The sequence below is a fragment of the Sphingomonas sp. genome (assembly GCF_039594485.1).
Taxonomy (GTDB): Bacteria; Pseudomonadota; Alphaproteobacteria; order Sphingomonadales; family Sphingomonadaceae; genus Sphingomonas.
This window is the reverse complement of the sequence record NZ_JBCNNI010000003.1, coordinates 45,709-68,441: the sequence shown is the minus strand read 5'-3', so window position 1 is coordinate 68,441 and position 22,733 is coordinate 45,709. Positions and strand designations below refer to the sequence as shown.

Below are 22,733 nucleotides of genomic sequence, written 5' to 3'. Positions count from 1 at the left end.
ACCAGCCCGGCGAGGGCGGAGGTTTCACCGATGAAGGCCAGCTTGTCGGGATCGGTGGTTATCGCCTTACGGCGATAACCGTTCCGCGCACTACCGGCACCATCTCCGCGTCAAGGCCATCCCCTTCTTCAGCGCGTCCAGCGGGCCGCCCTGCGCCAGGGCGGCTCCGGCGTCACGCCGGCCAGCCCCTGATCGGGCACCTCGTTCGGTTCGGCACGTCATCAACGACCAGGAGCGTACGATCCCGATCATTGCCGGAGGTTCGGCGGACCAATATGACAATGTTTGCGCGCATCATCCCGCAAGGGTCAAGGATGCGACCTGATGCTGCAACGAGCTATCGCTATAAAAGGTATAGTCATTACCGTTCTGGACCATGTTTGCACCCGTAGCGATCGTCACGTTGTCGTCCCCGTCCATATGTAACGTCAGATGGGAATTGTCGCCCGCGCCAGCCAGCGAACGGATGAAATCCGCGTCCACGGTGAAGTTGGCCTGAACATTGTTCCGCGTGAACGATATCTCTTCGACATGGCTCAGCACCGACGTCAGATCGGTGTCCGACACGGAACCGCTTCCAGGCGCAAGCGTCACCATGTCGTTCCCCGCTCCACCATCGATCGAAATTCCGCCCGAGAGGCTGAGGACGAACTGATCGTCATAATCCGTCCCGATCACCCGCTCGATGCCGTTCAACATATCTCCACTGGCGGCATTGCCGGCCACAACCGGACCGGAACCCTGGCCCGGCCCCATGCCGAGCATCATGACGATACCAGACGCGGCATCGGCGTAACTGACGGTATCCGTACCATCGCCGCCGATCAGTGTGTCGCCGCCGCCATGACCGATCAAGACGTCGTTACCGGGCCCGGCATCAAGCAGGTTGCTGCCGCTATCGCCCACCAGGACGTCGTCGTGAAGCGATCCGTTGATATTCTCGATCCCGGTGAGCACGTCACCCTGTGCATCGCCGCCGACACCCGCGGTTCCGTCAAGATAGACCGTCACGCCAGCGGACGACCGGGTATAATCCACCTGGTCACTGCCCTCGCCGCCGTCCAGCCTGTCCGCGCCAGGACCGCCGACCAGGATATCGCTTCCGCCCAGACCCGAAAGGCTGTCATCGCCGATGCCACCATTCAGGACATCGTCACCGCTCGTACCGACCACCACTTCACCCTGCACGTCCTGCACGGTGACATGGGCATGCTGGATCGTGACCAGCGTACCGTCGGATACCAGGATATCGACGTTATAGACGTTGTTGGCATCCGCATCGCGAGGCGCCTCGAAATCGGGGGCGTTACGGAAACTGAGCGCCCCCGTGACGGAATCCACGTTGAACAACCCGCCATCATCCCCCCCGGCGATCGCATAGATCACGTCCACACCCTCTGGATCGCGGGCCTGGATCGTGCCGACCGCGGTCTGGTTCTCGTTGATCGTGAAATCGCCGGACGTGATGACCGGTGCCTCGTTGACGTCGGTCACGGCGACATGGATCATCTGACTGGTGCTCGACGTGCCATCCGACACCGACACCTGCACTTCGTTCAGACGGCTGCCGGTTTCATAGTCCGGTGCAGTCTTGTACGAAAGGATGCCTGCGGACGAGATCGAGAACAGTGCCGCATCCGCCCCGCCCGTGATGGAATATTGCAGCGCGTGCCCCTCGGGATCACGGGCCTCGACCGTCATCACCGTCCTACTGTTCTCCGCCACGCTCACGCTGTTCGGCGAGGTGATCACGGGCGGTTCGTCGACGTCGGTGACGTTCACCGTCAAGGTCTGCGTCGTCGCGAGCGAGCCGTCGGATGCGAGCACCTGCACCTGATAGCTATGCTGGCCCGACTCGTAATCGGGAGCGCTTCGAAAGCTGAGCGCGCCGGTACGGGAGTCGATCGAGAAGGCATTGGCATCCGCGCCACCGGCGATCGCATAAACGATCTGCGCGCCCGCGTCGGGATCCTGCGCGACGATCGTCGTCACCGCCGTCTGGTTTTCGGCGATGGTCACGGTGGCGGTCGAGGCCAGAACCGGCGCTTCGTTGACGTCGGTGATCGCCACGTCGAAGGTCTGCGTCGCGCTCAGCGTGCCGTCGGACGCCGCGATGGTGACCTGATAATGCGCCGCCCCGACCGCTTCATAGTCCTTCGGCGAAACGAGGGACAGGGCACCCGTCCGGCTGTCGATCGTGAACAGGGCGGCGTCCCCGCCGCTGACGATCGAATAGCGGACCGCGCTATGCTCTGGATCGACGGCGAGGATCGTCCCGACCGCCGTGCTGTTTTCCGGCACGCTGAGCGCCGTGCCCGTCACGAAGGCCGGCGCCTCATTGACGTCGGTCACGGTCACGGTGACCGCCTTGTCGCTGAAGAGCCCGGTCTGGTCGGTCGCTCTCAGCACGAGCTGATAGCCATTGTCGCCGTTCGCGTCGGCGGGCGCGTCGTAATCCGGCGCCGCGACGAAGATCAGGGCGCCCGTGCCGCTGTCGATCACGAACCGCGCGGCATCCGCTCCCCCGGCGATCGACCAACTGATCGTATCGCCAGCATTGGGGTCGGTCGCGGTGGCCGTCGCGACACTGGTTTCGTTCTCGGCAATCGTGAACGTGGCTGGCGAGGTGATCGTCGGTGGCCGCTGATCACGCACCACGTCGATCGTCATCGCCTGCGAGGTGACGTTGGTGCCATCACTGGCCGAAACGACGACGTCATAGCGATTGTCGCCGCCCGCGTCGGTCGGGTTATCGAAACTGGGCGCGGCGATAAATCGCAACACACCCGTTGTCGGATCGATCGCGAACCGTGCAGAGTCCGTGCCCGACAGGCCATAGCGCAGCGCCTGTCCCTCCGGGTCGGTACCAGCCAAGGTCGCGACCGCCGTCGAGCCTTCGACCACAATGGCCGCCGTCGCCGAGGTGATTTGCGGCGCTTCGTTCACATTGGTGACCGTGACCGCCAGGTTCTGCGTCGTGACGTTGGTGCCGTCGCTCGCCGAAACCGTCAGGTTATAGACATTGTCGCCCCCCGCATCCTGTGGTGCCTCGAAGTCGGGCGTGGCGCGGAAGGTGATCGCGCCGCTCTGGGCGTCGATCGCGAACAGGGCCGCATCGGTCCCGCCCAGCGAATAGGTGACCACCGCGCCCGCATCCGGGTCGCTGGCATGCGCCACCTGAACCGCCGTGCCGTTCTCCGCCACCGACACCGCCGTCGGCGTGTCGAACACCGGGGCTTCGTTCACGTCGCCGATGTTGAAGGTCAGCGTCTTCGTCTGCGACAGGCCGTGCGAGTCCGTCACGGTCAGCGTCAGGCTACGCGTCGCCGCCTGCTCATAGTTCAGGCTGACCCCGTCCTTCAGTCGCACGCTGCTGCCATCGACGACGAACAGCCCCGCGTCCGCACCGCCCAGCGCATAGGTGAGCGTATCGCCCGCATCCGGGTCGCCCGCCACGAAGGTCGCCACCGTCGCGGCAACCTCGTTCTCCATCACCGTGCCGACACCGTTCAGTGTCAGCGACGGCGCTTCGTTGACGTTGGTGACGGTGACCGCAAGGTTCTGCGTCGTGACGTTGGTGCCGTCGCTCGCCGAAACAGTCAGGTTATAGACATTGTTGCCCCCCGCATCCTGTGGTGCCTCGAAGTCGGGCGTGGCGCGGAAGGTGATCGCGCCGCTCTGGGCGTCGATCGCGAACAGGGCCGCATCGGTGCCGCCAAGCGAATAGGTGACCACCGCGCCCGCATCCGGGTCGCTGGCATGCGCCAGCTGAACCGCCGTGCCGTTCTCCGCCACCGACACCGCCGTCGGCGTGTCGAACACCGGGGCTTCGTTCACGTCGCCGACATTGAAGGTGAGCGCCTTCGTCTGCGACAGGCCGTGCGAGTCCGTCACGGTCAGCGTCAGGCTGCGCGTCGCCGCCTGCTCATAGTTCAGGCTGACCCCGTCCTTCAGTCGCACGCTGCTGCCATCGACGACGAACAGCGCCGCGTCCGCACCGCCCAGCGCATAGGTGAGCGTATCGCCCGCATCCGGGTCGCCCGCCACGAAGGTCGCCACCGTCGCGGCAACCTCGTTCTCCTTCACCGTGCCGACACCGTTCAGTGTCAGCGACGGCGCTTCGTTGACGTTGGTGACGGTGACCGCAAGGTTCTGTGTCGTCACGTTAGTGCCGTCGCTCGCCGAAACCGTCAGGTTATAGACATTATCGCCCCCCGCATCGCGCGGCGTCTCGAAATCGGTTGTGCTGCGGAAGGTCAGTGCTCCGGTATTCGGGTTGATCGTGAAGAGATTGGCATCCGCACCGCCCGCGATCGACCAGTGCAGCGTCGTGCCCGCATCTGGATCGGTGGCCGTCAGCGTTCCGACCGCCGTTCCGTTCTCCGCGGTCGAGAAGCCCGCTGGCGACGTGATGACGGGCGGCTCGTTAACGTTGGTGACATTGATGGTCACCGTCTGGATATGGGTCGATCCGTCCGCATCGGTCGCAGTGACCTGTACGCTGCGGGTCGCCCCCGCTTCATAATCGAGCGACGCTCCGTTGGCGAGGATGATCGTATTGCCGGATAGGGTGAAGGACGCCGCATTGGTCCCGCCCGTGATCGCGTAGGTCGCGCCGCTGCCGTCCGCCATCGCCAGCGTCGCGGCGACGGTGCCGGCGGCGCTGTTCTCCGCGATGCTGCCGGTCGGCGTGATCGTCATCCCCGCGACCAGCCGCGCCGCGCTCAAGGTGCCGTCGTCGAACCGGAATTTCTCGACCGTCGTGACGGTGTCGTGTCCGTCCGGCCCGTCGATCGTATAGGTCTGTGTCGTGCTCGAATAGGTGACCGTATAAGCGGAACGATTGCCTGAATAGACCGCCGTATCGATACCGCCGCCGCCGTCGATGACGTCGTCGCCCGCACCGCCACGAATGATATCGTCGCCGCCGGCCACGTTGGCGGCTCCGGCTCCGCCAACCTGCACGAGGATGTTGTCGAGGCCCCAGCTTTCATCACTGATGGGAGAATTGGCGTTGCTGCCGAAACCGATGCGGACGGACGTATCACCCGCCGCGATCGGCGCATTCACCGTCAAATGGTAGACCGTATCGTTGACTGCGTCGCCGCCCCAGCCGGCGGAGTAGATCCGCGTGGTCGCGCCGGCGCTCAACGTCGCGGTCACCCCCGCATTGGTCAACACCGTGGCCATCGGCGTGATCGTCGCGACGACCTTGCCGTTGACATAGACCGAGAGATTGTCCCCTGCGTCGAGCGAGTCGATCCGAAGCACATCGAAGGTCAGCGTTACCTGTTGAGCACCGCCGCTATTGATCGCGAAGGTCTTCGAAATCTGTTCGGTAACGATTGCATTGTTACCCGATCCGCCCAGCGGCCCGAGATAATTGCCACTACCATCCGCCGCAGCAGTGACCGTCGTGCCGGTCCAGCCATCGAGGCCGCCTTCGAACGTCTCGACCGGCCCAAGTGATGTCAGTGCCGGCGAGTCTCCATACAGGCGATCGTCGCCCGCCCCACCGTCGATCGTGTCATTGCCGGTGCCGCCGATGATCGAGTCGTCCCCATCGCCGCCATCGATCCGGTCGTTGCCGAACCCGCCATCGATGACGTCGTCGCCGCCGCCGCCCGACAGCGTGTCGTTGCCGCCCGCGTCGGCGAAAACGACCTTGTCCACCAATACGCCGTTACCATTGGTGGTAAATTCGATCTTGTCGCGCGCCCCCGTACCGGTGACGAGATAGGCGAAGCTCTGCCAGCCATTGGCGGCCACGGTGGAATTGATCGTATCGATGATCGCGCCGTTGAACAGCACATTGACCGATCCGGCGGAGCCTCCGTTCCAGTTTCCCAGATCGAACTTCAGGATGTAGGTTTCACCGGCGGTCGTCGTGACGTTCTGCCAAACGTCAGCGACTTGGCCTGACTGAAGGCGCACCGCCTGGTTCTGCGGCGTCCCGTCGGAGTTGGTATAGTTGCTGAATATATCGATCCTTCCGGTCGGACTGCTCCAGCCCGTCGCAGCATTAGCCGTAAAGGACGAACTGGCATTGCGCGCCGCGCCAGTATAGGCCTCGAAACCACCGTTCACCAACAGATTGGCCGGGCTCCCAAAGGTGATCAGGTTCCGTAGATCAGCAGAGGTCGCCCCGTCGCCATAAATGGCATCGTTGCCATCCCCGCCCACGATCGTGTCATTGCCCAGCCCACCGGTCAGGACATTTTCGGTGCCATCACCGGTCAGCGTATCGTCGCCGACCGACCCCGTCACATTCTCGATACTGGTGAGCGTGTCGCCCTGCGCATCGCCGCCTGAAGCGCCACCCGTGGCAAGGTTGACGGTGACGGGTGCGGTCGATCCGGCATAGGATGCGGTATCCGTCCCCGCTCCGCCATCGAGCGCGTCCGCACCGGCCCCACCGATCAGCACGTCATCGCCCGCGCCGCCGGTCAATATGTCGTTCCCGAGGCCGCCGTTCAGCGTGTTGTCGCCGCGATCGCCGGTCAGCGTGTCGGCATAATCGGTGCCGGTCAGGTTCTCGATCCCCGACAGCGTATCGGTCACCAGACCGGAGCCCTCCAGCCCCTTGGCCTGGGTCGCAAGCTGCTGGATTTCGGCCTGGGTCAGCGCGGAATTGAAGACGGCGAAGTCGTCCACCTTGCCATCGAGAGGGCGAGAGCTCGAATAGTCCCGACCGATATAGTTGTCGACATAGGTGGAAGTCGTCAGCCTGACATTGTTGTCTGCGGTCGCAACGACATCGCCGTTCAGATAGATCGTCATGCGACCCGCCTGATAGGTGACTGCCACGTCGTACCAACTGCCTGCCGCTGTAATTCCTGCGGCCGACGTTGTCCCGAAGTTGACGCCCGTCACACTGTCACGGATTTCGAAATACAGAGCACCGGCGGCATTCCGGCTCGCAAAGATCTGCCCCGCCCCCTGACCATCGGTATTGCTGCTCATCCCGAAGCGAAACAGGCCCTCGTTCGCGCCGGCAGCCCGATCGAAATAGACCTTTGTGGCGATCGTGAAGCTATCGCCGAAGGTCAGCGCACCAACTTTCGCGTTGCTGGTGCCAGTTCCCGCGAAGTCGAGTGCCTTGCCGCCATGATCGTCCGCAACCCAACTGGCGTTGTTCAGCGCGATGGTCTGCGTCCCGCTGATCGCGGTGGCGGTGCTGCCCGATCCTTCCGAAAAGCTCCATCCAGCGATCAGGCTGGCATTGGCATAACGGGTCGCCGTGCCGAGTGTACCAGCATCACCGCCAAAGGCGATGCCGGTCGAAAGGTTCGCGTTCACGCCCGCAGTAGCGCCAGCCCAGCTCGCCGTGTCGGTGCCGCGGCCACCGATCAGCGCATCCGCACCCGCGCCGCCGATCAGGATATCGTCCCCGTCGCCGCCATACAGCACGTCATTGCCGTCGCCGCCGACCACCGTATCGTCACCCGCCGCGCCGTCGAGCGCATTGACTCCACTGTCACCGGCCAGATAATCGGAATAGTTGGAGCCCGTCAGGTTTTCGACATTCACGATCTGGTCGTTGTTGGCCCAGCCGCCCGATGCCTTGGTCGCCGCATTGCCGTTGACGCCAAGATCGACCGTCACCCCACCCCAGGAATTTGTCTCGATATAGGTCAGCGTATCGATACCCGTGCCACCGTCGATCAGACCTGAATTGCTGTTACCGAAGATGAGGTCGTTGCCCGCACCGGCCTGGAACGTATAGAGGCCCCGCCCCCCCTTCAGAATGTCGCTGTAATTGGAACCGATCAGGATCTCGAAATTGCTCGTGATGTCCGTGCCGGCTCCGACGGTGTTGTACGGCAGATACTGCCAGACATTGTTCACCCACCCATTGGAGTTCGCGACCACCCGCACACCGCTGGTCGCGCTGGCATAGCTCAGCGTGTCCGTACCGTCGCCGCCATCAAGGATGTCGTCACCCGCCGCTCCGTCGATGACGTCGTTGCCGGTGCCGCCGCTGATCGCATTGCTGTTGGCGTCGCCGGTCAGCGTGTCGTTATAGGCCGAGCCCTGCAGGCTCTCGATCCCGTTGAACGTGTCGCCCGCGGCATAACCGCCCGATGCAGCGCCGGTCGTCAGGTTGACGGTAACGGCAGCATTCGACCAGTTATAGGAAACCATATCGCTTCCGGTGCCGCCGTTGAAGACGTCGCGCCCCGCACCGGCAACGAAGACATCGTCGCCCGCACCGCCGGTCAGCACACCACCGGCATCATTGGCGTAGAGATAATCGTTGAACGCCGAACCGATGATATTCTGGATGTTGATCAGCGTGTCACCATCCGCATCGCCGCCGACACCCTGACCGGCATTGGCCAGGGAAGTGTTGCGCGAACTCAGGTTGACGGTGATCGCAGCACTCGACGCCGAATAATCGGCCGTGTTGCTGCCCGCGCCGCCGTCCAGCGTATCCGCGCCACCCAGCCCCGCCAGCACGTCATTGCCGTCGCCGCCCAGCAGGACATTGGCATTGGCGTCGCCGGTCAGCGTGTCGTCATAGGCAGAACCCGTGACATTCTCGATATTCTGGATCACGTCCCCTTGTGCGTCACCGCCCAGATTGACGTTGGTCGTCAGGTTGACGGTGACCCCCGCCAGCGAGGCGGTATAGGTGATCGTGTCGACCCCGTCGCCACCATCGATCGTATCCGCGCCCCCCAGACCGACCAGCGTGTCGGCCCCCGCGCCGCCGCGCAGGACATTGTTGCCGCCATCGCCGGTCAGGATATCGTCGAACGCCGAGCCCGTCAGGTTCTCGATCCCGATCAACACGTCACCCGACGCATCGCCGGTGGAGGCCTGCGCCGTCGTCACCCGCAGGTCGACGGTCACGCCCGCGCTGGACCCGGCATAGCTCGCCGTATCGGCACCCGCGCCGCCGTCCAGCGTATCGGCCCCGGCGCCACCCTCCAGCACGTCGTCGCCGGCGCCGCCGGTCAGCGTGTTCACGCCCGCATCACCGGTCAAGACGTCGTTCTGCGCCGAACCGCGGATATTCTCGAAATTGCTCAGGATATCACCCGATGCGTCCCCGGCCGACACCTGCGCGGTGGTCAGGTTCAGGTTGACCGTGACGCCCTGCGCCGAACTGGCATAGGACACGGTGTCGACGCCATCGCCGCCATCCAGCGTATCCGCGCCGCCCATCCCTTCGATGATGTCGCTGCCCGCCGCGCCCTGGAGCTGGTTGACGCCGGAATCGCCCGTCAGGACGTCGTTCCAGCTCGACCCGAGCACACGCTCGATCGCGACATAGGTGTCGCCCTGTGCGAACCCGCCGCTGCCGACTCCGGTCGACAGGTTCACCGTCACGCCGCCAGTGCTGTAGCCATAATGGACCAGATCATTGCCAGCCCCGCCGTCCATCGCGTCGGCGCCCGCATTGGCGACCAGAATGTCGTCGCCGCCGCCGCCCTGCAGCTTGCCGCCGCCCAGTGACGCGGCCAGAATGTCATTATAGGCAGAACCGATCAGGTTCTGGATGTTGGTCAGCGTATCGCCTTCGGCATCGCCGCCACGCGCCACCGCACTGGTGACCAGCCCCAACGGCGTACCAAGCCGAAGATTGCCCAGCGTGACATAGACCGCGGAACCCGACGCGCCATAGTCGACGGTGTTGCTGCCCGCGCCACCATCGAGCACGTCCGCACCGCCCAGCCCGGCCAGCACGTCATTGCCCGCACCGCCGCGAAGGATGTTGACGCCCGACGTGCCGGTCAGCACGTCGTTGCCGCTGCCGCCAGTGACATTCTCGATCGAGATCAGCGTGTCGCCCTCGGCGTCACCACCCGCCCCCGTTCCGGCGGTCAGGTTGACCGTGACACCATTGGTCGAGGCGCTGTAGTCCGCCATATCGTTGCCGTCGCCGCCATCGAGCAGGTCCGCACCACCCAGGCCGGCCAGCGCGTCATCGCCCGCACCACCGCGCAGGATATTGGCACCGCCATCGCCCGTCAGCGTATCGGCATAGCCGGTGCCGATGATATTCTCGACATTGGTGATGACGTCGCCCTGCGCATCGCCGCCCGAGGCCGTCTGCGCCGCCAGATCGACCGCGATGCCCGCCGTCGAGTTGGAATAGTCGACGGTATCATTGTCCGCGCCGCCGTCGATCACATCGGCTCCGGCGCCCGCGACCAGCATATCGTTGCCCGCACCGCCCATCAGCGTGCTGCCTGCCGCAGCCGCCGTCAGCCGGTCGGCATAAGCCGAACCGAGCACCTTCTCGAACCCGCTCAGGATATCGCCGGACGCATCGCCCGCAGAATTCTGCGCCGTCGCCAGGCCCAGGTCGATGGTGACGCCAAGCCCTGAGCGCGCATAGGACACGGTATCGATACCATCGCCGCCATCCAGCGTGTCCGCGCCGCCCAGCCCCTCGATCACGTCGTCGCCCGCGCCACCGATGATCGTGTTGACGCCGGAGGTGCCGGACAGTGTGTCGGCATATTTGGTGCCGTCAAGATTCTCGATCGAGAGCAGCGTGTCGCCCGTCGCATAGCCGCCGCTCGCGATGCCGAGCGAGAGATCGATCACGACCCCCGCGGTCGAAAGCGAATAGTTCGCGACATCGTTGCCCGCGCCGCCATCCAGCACATCCGCACCCGCGCCGGCCATCAGTCGGTCGTCGCCCGAGCCGCCGGACAAACGGCCACCCGACGCACCAGCGATCAGATAGTCGTTGAACGCCGTGCCGATGACGTTCTGGATGTTGCGTAGCGTGTCGCCCTGCGCGTCGCCGCCCTGTCCCGTGCCTGCCAGGATCGCGCCGCCCGTCAGTTGGCTGGCACTGACTGTCCCGGATGACAGGTTGACCTGCACGCCCGCCGCCGACGCCGAATAATTCGCCGTATTGGTGCCGGTGCCGCCGTCCAGCACGTCCGCGCCGCCCAGACCCGCCAATACGTCGTCGCCCGCCCCGCCCATCAGGACGTTGGCGCCATTGTCGCCGGTCAGCGTGTCGGCATAGCGCGATCCGGTCAGGTTCTCGATATCGACCAGCACATCGCCCGTCGCCTCGCCCGCACTGCCCTGGCCCGATGCGAGGCTGACGGTCACGCCCGCCGTCGCATTGGCATAGCTGGCGGTATCGTTGCCGGCACCGCCATCCAGCACGTCCGCGCCCGCGCCACCTTCCAGCAGGTCGTCGCCCGCACCGCCAGCGAGCATGTTGGCGCCGCCATCGCCGGTCAGCATGTCGGCGAAGTCGGACCCGACCAATTGCTCGATCGATACCAGCGTGTCACCCTGCGCATAGCCACCACTGTTCATGCCCGTCGCCAGGTTGACCGTCACGCCGGCGGTCGATCCCGAATAGTCGGCGATGTCCGAGCCGCTGCCGCCGTCCAGCATGTCGCCGCCCGCCCCCGCCACCAGCCGGTCATCGCCCGCACCGGCGGTCAGCCGGCTGCCCGTCGCCGCCGCCGTCAGCACATCGCCATAAGCGGAACCGATGACATTCTCGATCGAGATCAGCGTGTCACCCTGCGCGTCGCCACCCTGGGCCGTCCCGGCGAGGAGATCGACCGTCACCCCGGTGCTCGATGTGCTGTAATCGACGGTGTCGTTCCCGATGCCGCCATCGAGCACGTCCGCCCCGCCCAGACCCGCCAGAACGTCGTCGCCCGCGCCACCCATCAGCCGGTTCGAACCCGCATCGCCGGTGAGCGTGTCGGCCATGGCCGAGCCGATCAGGTTCTCGACCCGGATCAGCGTGTCCCCCTGTGCATCGCCGCCGATACCGAAGCCGCTGGTGAGGTTGACGTTCACCGCCGCCATCGACGCCGCGTAGCTCGCCGTATCATTGCCCGAACCGCCGTCCAGCACGTCGGCGCCCGCGCCACCGACCAGCAGGTCGTCGCCCGCCCCACCGATCAGCGTGTTGGCGTTGCCGTCGCCCAGCAGCGCGTCGCTGCCCGCCGAACCGATGACCCGCTCAATCGAGATCAGCGTGTCGCCATCGGCATCACCACCCTGTCCGGTACCGGCGGCCAGATCGATTGTGACCGCCCCCGAGGATGCCGAGTAATCCGCCGTATCGACGCCGCTGCCGCCGTCCATGACGTCCGCGCCGACACTGCCGACCAGCACATCGTCCCCTTCGCCGCCACGCAGCACGTCGGAGCCCGTATTGCCCCGGAGCACGTCGGAGCCCGCATTGCCGTCCAGCGTCGATCCCGCCGCCGCCGCCGACAAGCTGTCGTCATAGGCCGAGCCGACCACCCGCTCGATACTGGAAAACGTATCCCCCGTCGCGTCACCACCACTGGCGGCTCCGCTTTGCAGGTCGATCGTCACCGCAGCGCCCGAGGTCGAATAATCGATCGTGTCGAAACCGTCTCCGCCGCGCAGTACGTCCGCCCCAGCGCCGCCACGCAGCACATCGTCGCCCGTGCCGCCGTCCAGCACGTCATTTCCCGCGCCACCATCGAGCGTATCGTTGCCAGCCCCGCCGGTCAGCATGTTCGCGGCACCGTTGCCGGTGATCGTATCGGCCTGCGCCGTGCCGATCACATTCTCGATATCCCGCAGGACATCGCCTTCGGCAAAGCCGCCCTGCCCGACCGATCCGTCAAGACCGATGACGATCCCGGCGGCGGACCCGGAATAATCCACGGTGTCGTTGCCGTCGCCACCCGACAGCGTGTCCGCCCCGTCGCTGCCGACCAGGACGTCGTCGCCCGTGCCGCCGAGCAACGTCTCCGCACCGTTACCGCCGACCAGCCGGTCGTTGAAGGCGGAGCCGATCACCTTCTCGATCGAAACCAGACGATCGCCGGCTGCATCGCCACCGGCACCGGTGCCGGTCGACAGATCCACCGTCACGCTGGCGGTCGAGGCGCTGTAGTCCGCCGTATCGAAGCCGTCGCCGCCATCGAGCATATCGGCGCCGCCCAGGCCCGTAAGCACATCGTCCCCCGCACCGCCGGTCAGGACATTGGCGCCGCTGGTGCCGGTCAGCGTATCGGCCAGGGCCGAACCGATGACATTCTCGAAATTCGCGATCTGATCGCCGGTGGCGTCGCCGCCGCTCGCCATGTTGGTCGTCAGGTTGACCGTCACACCGCTTTGCGACGTCGAATAGTCGAGCGTGTCGGTTCCGTCGCCGCCATCGAGCTGGTCCGCCCCGGCCCCGCCCCGGATAACGTCGTTGCCGGCCCCGCCGAGCAGCATATTGGCCCCGGCCGTGCCGACCAACACGTCGTCGAACCCGCTGCCGACCACTCCCTCGACGCTACGCAGCACATCGCCTGCGGCATAGCCCCCGCTCGCCGTACCGGCCGAGAGGTCCACCGTCACCGCCGCGGTGGAGCGCGAATAATCGACCGTGTCGTTGCCCGAGCCGCCGTCGAAGCTTTCCGCCCCCGCACCCGCCACCAGCCGATCGTCGCCACCCTGGCCGGACAGGGCGTGCGCATCGGCATCGCCGACGAACACGTCGCCCTGGTTGCTGCCGGTCGCCGCCTCGATCCCGGAAAAGCTGTCGCCCTCCGCATCGCCGCCCTGTCCCGTGCCGCTCGCGAAATCCAGCGTCACGCCCTGCGTCGAGGCGCTGTAGTCGATCGTGTCGAAACCGGCCCCGCCGTCCAGCGTATCGGCGCCCGCGCCGCCCACCAGCACGTCGTCGCCCGCGCCACCCACCAGATGATTGGCCCCCGCATCGCCGGTCAGCCGATCGGCAAAGGCGGAACCGATGATATCCTCGATGCCAGAAATACGATCACCCGTCGCGTCGCCTCCGGCGCCCGTTCCGGTTGCCAAGTTGACGGTCACACCCGCGCGGGAAGCGAAATAATCGACGCGATCGATCCCGGCCCCACCGTCGATCGTGTCCGCGCCAGCCCCTGCGTAGATCACGTCGTCACCGGCACCGCCAGCGATGACCGATCCGTTCGCCGCCGCGCGGATCACGTCGTCATGCGTCGACCCGATCGCATTCTCGATCGACACCAATACGTCGCCCGTGGCATCGCCCCCCGTGGCCATTCCGGCCGCGAGATCGAGCGTCACGCCTGCGGACGAGGTGGAGTAATCCACCGTATCGCTGCCATCGCCGCCGTCGAGAATGTCCGCGCCGCCCAGCCCCGCAAGTACGTCGTCGCCCGCCCCGCCAGTCAGGACGTTGTCACCGCCGGAGCCCGTCAACCGATCAGCAAAGGCGGAACCAGTGACATTCTCGAACCCGCTGATCTGGTCGCCCTGCGCGTCGCCGCCCGCTGTCGCGCCGGTCGCCAGATTGACATTCACCCCCTGTGCGGAGGTCGCATAGTCCAGCGTGTCGGTCCCCGCGCCGCCATCCAGCACATCCGCGCCCGCGCCGCCGCGGATGACGTCGTTACCCGCTCCGCCCGACAGCATGTTGACGCCGGACGTTCCGATCAGCAGGTCGTCATAGGCACTGCCCAGCACGGCTTCGATGCTGGACAGGGTATCACCCTGCGCATCGCCACCCTGCGCCGTGCCCGACGACAGATCGACCGACACACCCGCTCCAGAGGCCGAATAGTCCGCGGTGTCGAATCCGTCGCCGCCCTGCAGGCTGTCGGCACCGGCACCTCCCACCAGGATATCGTCGCCCGCGCCGCCGCGAAGCACGTCATTGCCGGCACCGCCGTCGAGCCGGTCATTGCCCGCACCGCCCGACAGGGTGTTCGACCCGGCGTCGCCCACCAGCACGTCGTCATTGTCGGACCCGACCAGATTCTCGATCGAGGTCAGGACATCGCCCTCGGCATCGCCGCCATGACCGACACCGGTCCTCAGGTCGATCCGCACGCCATCGGCCGACTGTGCATAGCTGGCGGTATCGCTGCCATCGCCACCGTCGAGCACGTCCGCACCCGCTCCGCCGGTCAGCACATCGTCGCCCGCGCCACCCTGCAAGGTGTCCGCCGTGCCAGACCCTGTCAGATTGTCATTGAACGTCGACCCGACGATGCGCTCGATGCTGTCCAGCACATCGCCCTGTGCGTCGCCACCCGTATTGATGCCGGTCGTCAGGTTGATCGTCACCGCCGAGCTCGACGTGCTGTAATCGGCCGTGTCGAAGCCTGCGCCGCCCTGCAGGCTGTCTGCCCCAGCGCCGCCGATCAACACATCGTCGCCCGCACCGCCGGAAAGCGTATTGGCCCCGGCATTGCCCGTCAGCACATCGCTATACGCGCTGCCCAGCACGGCCTCGATACCGGTCAGCCGATCGCCTTCGGCATCCCCGCCCCGGCCGGTGCCCGCCGCCAGATCGACCGTCACCCCCGCACCCGATGCGCGATAGTCGGCCGTATCGAAGCCCGCACCACCCTGGAGCGTATCGGCCCCGGCCCCGCCCGCCAGCATGTCGTCGCCCGAACCGCCCATCAGGACGTCCGCGCCCGCGCCGCCCGTCACGACGTCGTCGCCCGCGCCACCGTCGATGACCGTGCCGCCATCACCACCGGTCAGCACGTCGTCATCGGCCGAGCCGATCAGATTCTCGATACTGGTCAGCATATCGCCGGTCGCGTCGCCACCATCCGCGCGGCCCGCCTTCAGGTCGACGATCACGCCCGCGGTGGAATTGGCGAAGCTGGCGGTGTCGATGCCATCGCCACCATCCAACCGATCGGCCCCGGCCCCCGCGACCAGCACGTCATTGCCCGCGCCGCCGGTCAGGACGCTGCCCGATGCTCCCGCGCGCAGTTGATCGCCGAACGCCGTGCCGATGACATTCTCGATACCGCTCAGGCGATCGCCCTCGGCATCGCCATATTGGGCAAAACCGGTCGTCAGGTCGACCGCGACGCCTGTGGACGACGCGGTATAGTCGACCGTATCGATGCCATCGCCACCGACCAGCGTATCCGCACCCGCCCCGCCGATCAGCAGGTCGTCCCCAGCCCCGCCGGTCAGGATATTGGCCCCGGCATCGCCGGTCAGCACATCGTCGCCTGCCGACCCGGTCAGGTTCTCGATCCCCGAGAGCGTATCGCCTTCCGCGTCGCCACCATGGGCGGTGCCCGTCGCAAGGTTGACCTGCACCGACGCTGCGGACGTCGCATAATTGGCGGTGTCGCTTCCGCTGCCGCCGATCAGCACGTCGGCCCCCGCGCCACCGATCAGGTCATCATCGCCCTCGCCGCCGTTCAGCGTATCGCTGCCTGCACCACCGATCAGGCGATCGTCACCGCTGCCACCCGACAGGACATCGTCGCCGTCATTGCCGATCAGCACGTCGGCCCCCGCGCCACCATCGATCACATCCGCCCCGGCCGTGCCGATGATGCGATCGTCGAAGGCGGAACCGACGACATGCTCGATCGAGATCAGTCGATCGCCCTGCGCATCGCCCCCGCTGCCGACGGAGCCGTCCATGGCAATCGTGATACCGGCGCTGGAATCCGCATAGCTGGCGGTATCGGTCCCCGCGCCACCGTCCAGCGTGTCGGCGCCCGCCCCGCCCGAGAGCAGGTCGTCACCGGCGCCGCCTTCCAGCGTCTCGTCTGCGGCGCTGCCCTTCAGCGTGTCGTTGAAATCCGTACCGATGACGTGCTCGATCGAGTTCAGCGTATCGCCGCCCGCCAGCCCGCCCGCGCCCGTTCCCGCCTGAAGATCGACGGTGATCGCGGCCGTCGATGCGTGATAGTCGGCGGTGTCGATACCGTCGCCGCCATCCATCACATCCGCGCCGAGCGATCCCATCAGCACATCGTCGCCACCGCCGCCGTGCAGCACGTCCGCACCGTCCGAACCACGCAGGCGATCGTTCCAGGCCGAGCCAACCAATGCCTCGATACCGTCGTAAACGTCACCTTCGGCGTCGCCGCCATGGTTCGCGCTACCGTCCAGTCCGATGTCGACAGCCGCCGTGGAGTCCGAATAATCCGCCGTGTCGAGGCCGTCGCCGCCGATCAGCAGGTCGGCCCCGCCGCGCCCGGTCAGAACGTCGTCGCCCTTGCCACCGGTCAGCGTGTTCGCGCCTCCATCGCCGCCCAGTTGGTCGTTCAGGTCGGAACCGATCAGATTCTCGATACCCGACAAGGTGTCGCCCTGCGCATCGCCGCCCTGCCCGACGCGGCCGTCGAGCGAGACGGACACGGCCACCTGCGAGGTGGAATAGTCGGCCGTGTCGATGCCCCCGCCGCCGACCATCCGGTCGGCACCCGCGCCGCCCACGAACCGATTGTCATTATCGTCGCCGGTCAGAACGTCGTCGAACGCGGACCCGATCACGTCCTCGATCCCGCTCAGGCGATCGCCCTCCGCGTCACCGCCCTGTCCCAGGCCTGTCGACAGATTGACGTTCACTCCGGCGGTAGAGGCCGAATAATCGGCGATATCCTCACCCGCCCCGCCTTCCAGCGTGTCGGCACCACCGCCCCCCACCAGCACGTCGTCGCCGTCGCCGCCCGCCAGGTCGTTCGCCCCCGCGCTACCGACCAGCAGATCGTCATACTGGCTGCCCAGCACGCGCTCGATGCTGATCAGTTGGTCGCCCGCCGCTTCGCCAGTGGAGACACGGCCGTCCAGATAAACGTTCACGCCAGCCGAAGCGCTCGAATAATCGGCGGTGTCGAAGCCATCGCCACCGTCCAGCACGTCGGCGCCCCGCCCGCCGTCCAACGTGTCGTCGCCGGCTCCGCCCGCCAGCACATCGGCGCCGTCGCTGCCCTTCAACACGTCATTGAAAGCGGAGCCGTGCACTTCCTCGATAGCGATCAGCCTATCCCCCTCGGCGTCGCCGCCATGGGAAACCGATCCATCGAGCGAGACCTGTACGCCGGCCGCGCTCTTGGAATAGTCCGCGATATCGTGACCCGTGCCGCCGTCGAGCATGTCGGCGCCCGCGCCGCCCGCCAGCACATCGTTCCCCGCACCACCGCTCAGGCGGTTCGCGCCCGCGTCACCGTTCAGAATATCGTCAAAGGCGGAACCCACGATATTCTCGACATTGCGCAGCGTGTCGCCCTCGGCGTCGCCACCCGCGCCCACCGTTCCGTCGAGATAGACCGTCACCGCCGCGCGCGAACCGCTATAGTCGGCGGTATCCACGCCATCGCCACCATCCAGCGCATCCGCGCCACCCGCACCGACAAGAATGTCATTTCCCGCGCCACCGCTCAGGGTGTTCGCATTGTCGTCGCCGGTCAGCACGTCGTCAAAGGCGGACCCTTCGAGCCCTTCGATCGACACAAAGGTGTCGCCCGCCGCATCCCCGGTCATCGCCGATCCGTTGAGCGCCGCCTGTACGCCAGACGCCGCACCGGCATAGCTGGCGATATCGAAACCATCGCCGCCAGTCAGCGTATCGGCACCGGCACCGCCTTCCAGAATATCGTCGCCCTTGCCGCCAGTCAGCATGTTGTCGGCCGCATCGCCGACCAGCCGGTCGTTCAGGTCCGAGCCGAGGAGGATCTCGATATTGGCATAGCTATCCCCCTCGGCGTCGCCGCCATGGCTGACCCGGCCGTCGAGATAGACGGTCACGCCGACCTTGCTGTCGGCGAAACTGACGGTGTCGACCCCAGCGCCGCCATCGACATGGTCGGCCCCGGCCCCGCCGGTCAGGATATTGTTGCCCGCGTCACCGTAGAGATTGTCGTCGAACGCGGAACCGACCAGGTTCTCGATCCCGGACAGCCTGTCTCCTTCCGCGTCACCGCCCTTGCCCGGCGTACCGTCCAGATAGGCCGTCACCCCCGCGCCCGAGGTGGCATAGCTCGCGGTATCGATGCCGTCGCCGCCGACCAGCGTATCGGCACCGCCGCCGCCGACCAGCAGGTCGTCACCCTTGCCGCCCTCCAGCGTCTCGCTTGCCGCCGCGCCGTAGAGCGCGTCGTTGCGATCCGAACCGATGACATGCTCGACATTGACGATCGTATCGCCCTCGGCATCGCCGCCATGGCTGGTGGTGCCGTCGAGATGGATTTCCACCCCCTTGGTCTTGTCGGCGGGCGGCGTCTTCTCGTTGGCGAAGGCATCGGCATAGGACACGGTGTCGATGCCGCCACCGCCGTCGATCTTGTCCGCCCCCGCGCCGCCCTTCAGGACGTTGTCGGAATCATTGCCGACCAGCGTGTCGTCGAACGCCGAGCCGATGACATTCTCCACCGAAGCATAGGTGTCGCCCTCGGCATAACCTCCCTTGCCGGCGCCCGCCTTCAGGTCGACCGTCACGGCGGCATTGGACATGGTATAGCTGACCGTGTCGGTACCGCCTCCACCGTCGATCTGATCCGCGCCCGCGCCCGCGATGACCAGGTCATTTCCGTCACCGGCGTTGACGATATTGCCCGGAGGGTTGGAGAACAGCACATAGATCGGCGAGCCGGTGACGGACTCGACCGCCGTCATGTCCGCTTCGCTGGTCACCACATGAATGCCGAAATGCGTCGAAACGTCGACCGCATAGGTATAGTCGGGGCCGCCCGTGGACAGGCCCAGCGCGACCGGCAGGAAGAATTCGTTCTGGAAACCGCTGGACGCGGCCGCCGTGCCCAGTTTGGGCAGAACATAGGTCAACTGAATATCGAAGGTGAAATGCGTTTCCGTCGCCGGATAGGTGACGGGCGCCCCCGCGGCATCCACGCCGGAGGTGACAAGCTTGATATTGCCCTGATCGATCGAGATGACCCAGCCCTTGTCGGTCTTCGTCGCGTTCTGCACCGAATAACCGTCCGGCAAGGTCGGAACGAGGACCTGCTGCAGCGCCAGCTTCCCCGCCGGCACCATCGCCTCGACGTGCAAGGTGCGCGAACTCGTGCCCGACGGCGCCTGCGCGGTGCTATCCACCACGATCACGTCGTCGCTGCCGGTTCCCGAAACCACCTCCCGCGCGGATTGCGCCGCATAGGACTTGTCCGTCGACGAACCCGCGGCGCCCGTCGACCCGGTGATATGGTTCGCACTGCCCTCCGACGTCGTCTTTACGCCTTCCTGATTGTACAGGGTGAAGGTCAGGGTGGGAACGAGCTTGCCCAGGCCCACGCCGCTGCCCTTGTCAGTGGCATCCTTCACCGTCGAAGCCGCCCCCGGGCTGCCGCTGCTGGGCGGCGGCGCGGGCGAAGCGGGGGTGTCGTTGATCTTCTGCGTCAGCCGCTGACGGTCCTCGTCCGACTTGTGCTGATCCTGCTGCTTCTGGATCTCGACCTGCTGGGTCTGCGTCGACTCCTGCGGCTGGACCTGGGATTGCTGCTCCTGGTCCGTGACGGCGGCTTTGCGCGGCTTCGCCGCCTGATCGTCAGGTGCCTCGGACGAGAGGTTGAACTTGATGAGCGCGCTTTTCTCGTTGATCTGGCCGACCGTATTGATCACCTCGCTCGACGTGACCGACTTGTCGTTGAAGATCAGCGTCGCCGCCTGCCCCGAGAAAGAGGCCAGCGCCATGCCGGGAATGACGATCCGGCTGCCATCAGGAAATACCAGGATGAGATCGACGTCGGCGATCTGCGCCGTGAAAGGCGCATAGGGGATTCCCATCACCGCCTTTCCATCCTGCCCCATCTGCACGACTTTCAGGGCGCCCAGCGACGTGATGTCGCTCGGCGTCATCGCGCCACTGGCGTTCGACGCCGGTGCTTCGGATGCTTCGTGGTTCGCGATCGGATTACGACCGCCGCCACGCCCCGCCTTGTTCGTCTGATCCATCGTGAACCGCCAAGTCGATCGAGTGTATGGAGCTTATGAATTGTTATCGCCTGAAACGGGTTAAATACTACGACTTAACCAATACCATCATTCCAAACGTCATATTATAAAATCAGACAATCAGGACGGAACCGCCCCGATCGGCAATTCCGACTTGAATTGAATGCCATATCCCCGTGCCGTCGTATTCACGATGGCACCTTCAGCGATTACATCGCCGACTGCCAACCGAACCAGTGTTCCAGAACGACTGAGAAGATAGATTTGCGGAGGGCGGAACAATGCGCCCCTTGTGGAGATATCCAGAATCTTGCCTTTCAGCGAAATATCACTGTCCAGCAATATCAGCTCGGCATCCAGTCGACATTCATGCCTGATCTGGGCTCGTGCCGCCGAATAGTTCCGCGGAAACATTCCCCGGACAACGGCCATAGCGCTGTGGATCGCCATCATTCTGCCCTCGCATTGTAATTGGTGTCGGAGACGGCCATGTCCTTACGCAGACGTTCCGCCCGCGCGGTCAGGACGCTCATGTGCGCTCGCGCCTGGTCGAGCGCGACACGCGCATTCTGGGGCGCGTCGCCAGCCTCGATCATTTCGGCCAGAGCGGACAAGCGGTCCCTCTCCAGCGCCAGCGCGCCCAGGATATCCGCCGCCTTGCGGCGATCCGCCGATACGGCACTGCGGAAGCGGATGACCTCCACCCGCAATTCCTCCTGAAGACGATATTGCCGTTCCATCGTCTCGCGGATGTCGAGGGCGAACCGGCGATATTCCCCGACCTTCCGGGCTTCATCGCGTCGTCCTCCAAAGGCCGCCATAAGCCGCCGGTGCAGCGCCCGCGCCTCCATCTGCGGCGGGGCATGATCCGTCGTAAGGGGCCACTGAAGTACCATGGGCTCACGCTCCAGCACCGCCTCGCCACAGGCCAGGAGCTGGTCGAGCCGTCGCACGATCCGATCCTCGCGCTCGCGTTCGGCATGGCGCTGCTGCACGGCGAGGTCCCGCAACGATGCGATCGTGTCGTTCAGATGCGCGCGGTCAGACCGAACCTGCGAGAAGAGCATTTCCATGTCGGCGGTCAGCCGGATCTGGTGCCGGCCCAGATCGGCGACCGCGTCGGCGATGGGCACCAGCACCAGCGTCGGATCGGCAATCCGTTCGACCATGCGGGACAGGCCGGCCATCGCCTCGTACAGCTCCGACAGAGTCTCCGACATTCGGATGTCGAGGCGCCGTTCCTGCTCCACCGCCTCGTGCAGGGCCGCCAGTTGGCGGGCCGCCGCGTCCATCGCTCGGACCAGTGACGTCGATCCCGCGCCGCGCGTGCCTCCCGTCTCGACCTCGCTCGCCCCTTCGAGCGTCGTGACGCTCGACAGCCAATGCTCATAGTCGTCACGCAGGGACTTGGCCGCCTTGGTCATGCAGCGCTCAAGCGCGCCGAGCACCATCGAGGTCGACAGACCGAACAGCGAGGAGCTGAAACCCACCGACATGCCGCGCAACGGCGCCTTCATGCCTTCGATCATCTTGCCGAAGCTGTCGCCGCCCGCGGTCCCCGACACGTCCATCCCGCCGATAAGATCGCCGACCGATCCGACCGTGTGCATCAGGCCCATGAACGCGCCGATAAGGCCCATGAAGACCATCAGGCCGGAGAAATACAGAATGACCGATTTCTGTTCGTTGATGCGCTGATCGACGCTGTGGACGAGCGACTCCGCGACCTTGGACGGCAGGTTGACGGTGCCGTCCTTGGCAAGTTGCTCGGCGATCAGGCGATAGCCCTGTCCCAGCAGATGCGGCTCGTGGAAAACGATCGCCGGCGCGTCATGTATGTCCGGGCTGGGCCCCTGTTCTTCGGTGCTCAGCTGGAGCGCGCGCAGCGCCTGCACCTCGTTCCTCAACGCGAGAACGTTTCGGAAGGCAATGATCGCCGCGACCGTGAACAGCGCGAAGATCGACAGGTTGAGCGCCATCTTGGCCTTGATGCCCGCGATGACGAAATCATGCGCATATACCCCGATGCCGATCATGACCGCCATGACCAGGGACATCTTGATCAGTTCGGCACGTATCTCCCGTTTCAT

The 22,733-nt window shown here is 65.6% G+C and carries 3 protein-coding genes; all 3 read right to left on the bottom strand.

The features are described 5' to 3' along the window. Positions 1 to 294: 294 nt before the first annotated feature. The 3 genes from ABDV78_RS01980 to ABDV78_RS01970 all read right to left on the bottom strand — a co-directional run bounded on the left by ABDV78_RS01980 (position 295) and on the right by ABDV78_RS01970 (position 22,733). Entirely contained in the window at positions 295 to 20,643 is a 20,349-nt protein-coding gene (locus tag ABDV78_RS01980; protein WP_343525506.1) for a cadherin domain-containing protein, read from the bottom strand. Between the two features lie 120 nt (positions 20,644 to 20,763). Next, positions 20,764 to 21,096, bottom strand: coding sequence for a PilZ domain-containing protein (locus ABDV78_RS01975; RefSeq protein ID WP_343525505.1), 333 nt, complete (start codon positions 21,094 to 21,096; stop codon positions 20,764 to 20,766). Further along, positions 21,093 to 22,733 carry a hypothetical protein gene (locus ABDV78_RS01970; RefSeq protein ID WP_343525504.1) on the bottom strand — a complete coding sequence of 547 codons (1,641 nt, stop codon included), beginning with the start codon at positions 22,731 to 22,733 and terminating at the stop codon, positions 21,093 to 21,095. Before ABDV78_RS01970 ends, ABDV78_RS01975 begins: the two co-directional genes overlap by 4 nt.